The organism is Calditrichota bacterium (assembly GCA_013151735.1).
Classification (GTDB): Bacteria; Zhuqueibacterota; JdFR-76; order JdFR-76; family BMS3Abin05; genus BMS3Abin05.
In genome coordinates this window covers 1-6,181 of sequence record JAADHR010000120.1, presented here as the reverse complement: position 1 = coordinate 6,181, position 6,181 = coordinate 1, and the positions used below count along the sequence as shown (strand labels likewise).

General features: G+C 50.0%; 4 protein-coding genes. All 4 read right to left on the bottom strand.

All coding sequences use genetic code 11. The annotated features are described in order from the left end of the window. Positions 1 to 1,340: glycoside hydrolase family 3 protein (locus GXO76_08390; GenBank protein NOY77873.1), on the bottom strand; the 1,340-nt coding region annotated here is incomplete at its 3' end. A gap of 69 nt (positions 1,341 to 1,409) precedes the next feature. Then, positions 1,410 to 3,638, bottom strand: coding sequence for a cellulase family glycosylhydrolase (locus GXO76_08385; GenBank protein NOY77872.1), 2,229 nt, complete (start codon positions 3,636 to 3,638; stop codon positions 1,410 to 1,412). 97 nt (positions 3,639 to 3,735) lie between these two features. Continuing rightward, positions 3,736 to 5,418, bottom strand: a complete 1,683-nt coding sequence (locus GXO76_08380; protein ID NOY77871.1) for a T9SS type A sorting domain-containing protein — start codon at positions 5,416 to 5,418, stop codon at positions 3,736 to 3,738. Between the two features lie 162 nt (positions 5,419 to 5,580). Continuing rightward, on the bottom strand, positions 5,581 to 6,102 hold the full coding sequence (locus tag GXO76_08375; protein ID NOY77870.1) for a hypothetical protein: 522 nt from the start codon (positions 6,100 to 6,102) through the stop codon (positions 5,581 to 5,583). Positions 6,103 to 6,181: the final 79 nt, after the last annotated feature.

The window sequence follows — 6,181 nt, the reverse complement described above, 5'->3', positions numbered from 1 at the left end:
TTCGCATTGGGCCCGGTAACCAAAATTTGCATTTTTCGGCTGGAAGAAAGGGGCAGCAACCCGTCGTTTTTCAGAAGAATCACCGATTCCCGCGCGGCCCGAAGCGCCAGATCCCGGTGTGCCGGCGTGTACACGCGCTTAGGAATTTTCTTCATATCCACAAAGCGGTGTTCAAACAAACCCAATTGGAATTTCGCTTTCAGAATAGCCAGTGCGGCCTCGTCAATCCGGGATTCCGGGATTTTCCCGTTTTTTACCAGATGCAGCACACCTTTAAAAAATCCCGGGCCGTGCATGTGCATGTCTATTCCGGCGTTCACGGCCTGCCGGTAAGCATCTTCGTCAGAAGAGGCGGTTTTGTGAAGGGTGTACAGCCGCTCGATGTCCATCCAGTCGCTCACCACAAATCCCTTAAATCCCATTCGGTTGCGCAAAATGTCCGTTAAAAGATAGTGACTGCCGTGGCAGGGCTGGCCTTCAATTTCGTTGTGGGCAGCCATGATGGTGTACACCCCTGCATTCACAGCGGCCTGAAAAGACGGCAGAAAAATTTCGAACAGCGTGCGCCGTGAAATATCGGTTGGGGCGGCGTTTGTCCCGTTGAGCGGCTCTCCGCCCCCTACCATGTGTTTGGCACAGGCAATCGTCTCTTCTTCCGGCGACGGGTTTCCGTTTTGAAGTCCGCGAATCATGGCCACGCCCATTTGCGACACCAGTACCGGATCTTCGCCAAAGGTTTCGCCCACGCGGCCCCAGCGGGGGTCCCGGGCCACATCCACGTTGGGTGTAAAAGCCCATTGCATCCCCTCTGCCCGCATTTCCACGGCGGTTTGCCGCCCGATTTCTTCCACCATTTTCGGATCCCAGGACGACGCCAGCGTAATGGGAGTCGGATAAATCGTCGCACCCCGCACCAATCCGTTCCCGTGAATGGCATCAATACCGATAAGCAGCGGAATTTTCAGGCGACTTTTCAGGGCCAGTTTTTGAAGCTCGTTGGCTTCTTTGGCTGTGACCACATGCAAAAAAGAGCCGACTTTTCCCTCAATCACCAGCTTTTCGACATCCGAGGGACTGAGATTGGGGTAAAAGCCGTGGGCATCGTCCACATTTACATTGGCGCCCAAATTCTCTCGGGCCACCTCACGCTGGTGTTCCAGGCCCACGTACTGGCACATCTGCCCGATTTTCTCCTCCAGCGTCATTCGTGAAAGAAGGTCGTTCACGCGCTGGTCGACCGGAAGTTTGGAATTTAAGTAATCCGGTACCTTTTGAGCAGACATGAGTCCAAAAGCCAGAACAACCAGAATGAACACCTTTTGAATCGGAATTTGTCGCATTGTTTTTTCCTTTTGATTTTTACATCCTTAGCGACGCAAAATCTTGCGTCGCTACTGAAATTGAACCGCCTACCGCAACAGCAACAACTTGTGCACCTTTTGGCCTTCGGCTGTTTTTAACACGGCAAAATAACACCCGGATGCCACGGGCTGGCCGTCGTCGTTGGTTCCGTTCCACAAAACGGTGTGTGCACCCGCAATGAGGCGGCGGTGCACAAGCCGCCGAATGCGCCTCCCTTGCAAATCGAAAACGGTTACCGTCACCTGCCCTGCTTTTGGCAGATGGAAAAGAATCCGGGTTTCCGGATTAAAGGGGTTCGGATAATTGGTAATGGTGAACGCTTTCGGGATGATCGTTGTCGCCGGACTTTCCACGGCGGTGTAGACAGAATCCAACAGCAAAGAAGCGTCGTCCACGTAAAAATCGCCGTTGTATTGATTAATGGTTTCCACATAAAATTTGGCTTGCGTTAACGTTCCCTGCCAATCCAGCGAAACGGTCGCGGAAATTTTTGTCCACGAGGCCGTGTCCAGACGGGTGGATTCTCCGACGTAATGTTTGCTTCCGCCGTACTCCAGCATCACGGTCACTTTGCCGTACACGCCCGTATCGCCAATGGCCCGGGCAAAGGCGCTTAAGGTGTAACGGCCGGGACCTTTTTTGTTTAAAATATCGGTAACGGCTTGTTGCGGTCCGGACCAGGCGGCTTTCCGCCCGGAAACCAGCAAGGCTTTGCTGCCCGAATGCACCGGCGCGCTAATCGGCGTAAGCGTGCAGTTGTTGCCGTTCCAGTACTGGGTGCCTTTTTCGAAGCCGGGATTTAGCAACAAATTTTCCGTCACGTTCTGACCGCTGAGCAAGGTCAATTGCACCTTATCCACCCAAACGTCACTATCCACAGCTGTAATGCGCAGTTGATTTCCTTCCTTCTCGAAATGCAGCGTATCGCTAACGCTGCCAAAGGTTCCGTCCGCCTGACGCGGAGGAAGGGCATACTCTTTACCCGGACTTTGCCAATTAAATCGCAACCGGATTTGCTTCGCCTGATCGGTGCCGCCACCGTAAACGGTCAGCACATATTGCGCCGCCGAATCCACCTGAAACGTGTATTCCGTCCATTCGCCAGGATGATCAAAGCAAACGGAATAGCCGCCACCCGTACGATTGGTGTCGATTTCCACACCTTCATCCGGACGGTAATAGACCAGCGCATTCACGGAATCGGTATCCCAGTAGGCAATCCTCTGTCCGCCGCGATCGAAGTTTTCGGCTTGCAGCGTGGCCGGCAAAACGGGAAGCGAATCGCCAAAAACCGATTGTCCGGTAAGAATATTGAGCACGGGAATGTCCCAGCTATTCGCCTGCCGGTAATAAACGACCTTTCTGCCGCCGGGGCCCACATCCCACACCGTAAAGGCAAAACCGTGCTTCACGGCCTCGTTCACAACCGTTTGATACCAGGCCAAAAGCGAGCTTCGATCTTTATCTTTATTGACTCCGAACTCTCCCAAAAGAATGGGAACATGATTGGTGGACGACCAATCGGCCACTTCCTGAAAATTTTCGCGGATTTCGGCCCTGTCGTCTGCCGTTCCCCAGGTATACTGATCTCCGTGCGTAAACGAAAACGGACGATAGTAATGAAAATAGGCCATGATGTACGGATCATCCGGCAGATCGATTTGCAACGGCGCCTGATATGAATTTTTGCCGCCACCGGTGATGATGACAATGCGCGTGGGATTGGTTTGGCGAATGATGCGCAGAATATCGCGGTTTAGCGTATCCACCTGTTCTTTGGACAAATCGAAATAGGGTTCGTTAATGATCTCGAAAACCAGATTGTCCGGTTTGTCTTTGAAATGCTCGGCAATTTGCCGCCAGATGCTTTCGAAACGCGGCAGGTTTTGCGGAAAATTTTCGTACAGCCAATCGTCGTGGTGGGCATTGATGATGGCCACCATGCCGCGATCCAACGCCCAATCGGCCACCTGTTCCACCCGTGCCATCCAGGTGGAATCAACGGTGTAGGGCGAATCGACCTGCGTGTGTTGATCCCAACGCACGGGAATGCGTACACAGGTCATACCGGCATCCTTGTAATCATCAAAATAAAATTCCTGTGCCGGAGCAGCCCAATTGCCTTCCTTAGCAGCCTCAAGTGTATTGCCCAGATTAATCCCGCGCCCCATTTTTTGAACCATTTTCCAGGGATCAAACTGGGCGCGTCCGAAGATTGGGGAAAACAAAAGGACAAATAGAAAACCAACGATCGGAACAACGTGTCTTTTTTTCACATTGAACTCCACATGCAGTCTCGCGGATTTTACATAAAAAAGGATTTCCCTCTGTTTTTCGACAGAGGGAAATCCATTTGAGCGCAAACCTACAAACTTATTTCAACAACAACATTTTGCGTACTTGCGTCCCGGACTGGGTTTTCAGCCGGTAAAAGTAAATGCCGCTGGGAACAGCCATGCCCAGGTCATTCGTACCCTGCCAGCTAACCACGTAGGTGCCTGCGGCCTGTTTTTTGTTGATCAGCGTTTTCACCTGCTGCCCCATTTCGTTGTACACCACCAGGCTCACCTGACCGGATTTCGGAAGGGTGTAATGAATGGACGTTACCGGATTAAACGGATTGGGGTAATTCTGGTCAAGGGAGAATTCCGACGGAATTTTACCTGCAAATTCCGTCTTCACATCGGTTTGAATCCACTGTTCCCATTCCTTTTTCTTTTCGGGAAACCAATTCAAATCACCCACGGGAAATCCGCCGTCTGCCGCCGTGTACAACGGAGAGGTCGTGGAGTATGAAAGATCTTCGGGATAGGGCCAATCCAACACAAACCGGTAATAATCGGGCAAGTTATCCTTATCGGGTTCCCACCCGGGCAGATAAGCCGTACCGCCAGCCCGAGCATTTTTAACCCAATCCAGAATCACATTGGGACCGGTTTGGACAAAGCCCGGATCGATATTAAACGTATTTTCTTCAACCAGGCCGGGGTAGTGTTCGTCGTCGGCGAACATGGCTTTCGTACGCGGATTCATCCACACATCGCATTGTACCGAATCTTGGGTATCATAGTAATTCAACACATCCTGCGACCAATAGTAGCAGTTATTCTTGACGAGCAATTTTCTTTGATTTTCGGGAATGGTGTAAACACTTTTCACCGTATCACCCGGTGCATTGCCCGGCAGGGTATCCACGTTCACAATACCGAACATTTCCAGATCGGGATCCTGACCCTGACGCTCAACGACTTTGTCGCCCCACATATCGACATCGTAGAAAATATTGTTGGTGATTTTGGCATTGCGGTACCAATGGTAGTGCAGCGGCCATTTGCCGGTTTGGCAGATGGTATTGTGGTCGATTTCCAAATAGTTAAAATACATCCAGCGGCCTTTGAACAGAAAGCTCAACTGGTTGAAAATGGTACAGTTGCGTACAATCAACGTATCGGTATTGTGCTGGCCGAAATTCATCGTCCACGGACAATACACACCGGAAGGACGGGTGTTGTTGCGTACGTGCAAATTTTCCAGAATAACCACCAGGCTGTCTTGGTTAAACTGTAAAGAAGACCAGCCCATGTAATCCCAGCCCACACCATCCAAATGGATGCGCAGTTTCGGTTTTTTGGCCACGATTAAACTTCCGCCGACACGGGCCGTATTATTTGTGGCAACTCCATGGAAATAAACGTTTTTAATGGTCAAATCGGCATAGGTATTAATGACCTGCCCGATACACGTACCATTTTGAAAAGGCTGGGGAGTTATCTGTGCAATAGCGGAATCAGCGGTTGGTGTTTCCCCAACAATAGTCATGGGATTGTGGAATATCATTTTTTGGGATAAAAGATAGACCGCACCTTTTTTCAACACGTAGATGTCGTGCGCCTGCGAGCCGTCGGCTAACGTATCGTCTATCATCTCTTTAATCAGAGAATTCACGTAAGCCGTTCCGTCTTCATGAACGGCCGGAACCACTTTGACCGATTGGGCGAATGTACTGGTTACAAAAACCAGAGACAACATGGTTAAAAAAACAAGCACTTTTTTCATTTTGCTCTCCTTACTTTTAATGAAACGACCTGTGGATTTTAAGCCCTGTTTTACAAAATCGTGCAAGGTAATGCCGAACCTTGCTTTTCGGGATTTCCTGACTTTTAAGTCACCTCCTTTGTCATTTAATTGTCGTTAAATGATGAACTGACGTCTTGTCCTCTAAAACGAATAGCGCAAGCCGGCATCCAGCGTCATGCCGTAAAAATGCTTGTCAGCGTAGTAATCGTCGCTACCCAGATGTTTTACGCTGAATTCAATGGGTTCCGAAATATTGCTCCAGTTCAGATAAAATTGCAGTCCGTTGAACGGCAATTTTTGGCGCAGAGAAAGATCGTACAGTGTAAGCGCCCGGGTTGTTGTCCGCAATTGCTCGTAATAATTCGTGGATCTGAACACATCCGAGGTAAACTGCATGGAACCCCGAACGGAAAAACCTTTGTAGTCATATCCCAACATAAGGTTAAAAATATGAGAGGGTTGGTCGATTAGCCGCGCGGTGTACGTTGTGTCCAAATTACCAACCACTTCCATGTGAGGAAATGGAAAGGAAATGTTTTTCACAATCGGTTCGGTACGAGGGTACTTGGCTTCTGAATGGATGTAGGTGTAATTGACCGTCAACACGAGACCTTTGAAAGCACCGGGCAAAAACCAGAAATTCGATTGCCACTCAGTTTCCAATCCATACAGATCCGCAGGATTCGGATTGTTGATAAAACCGTTTAGGCGACGTCCTTTAACATAAGCCGGCAGATCAAAA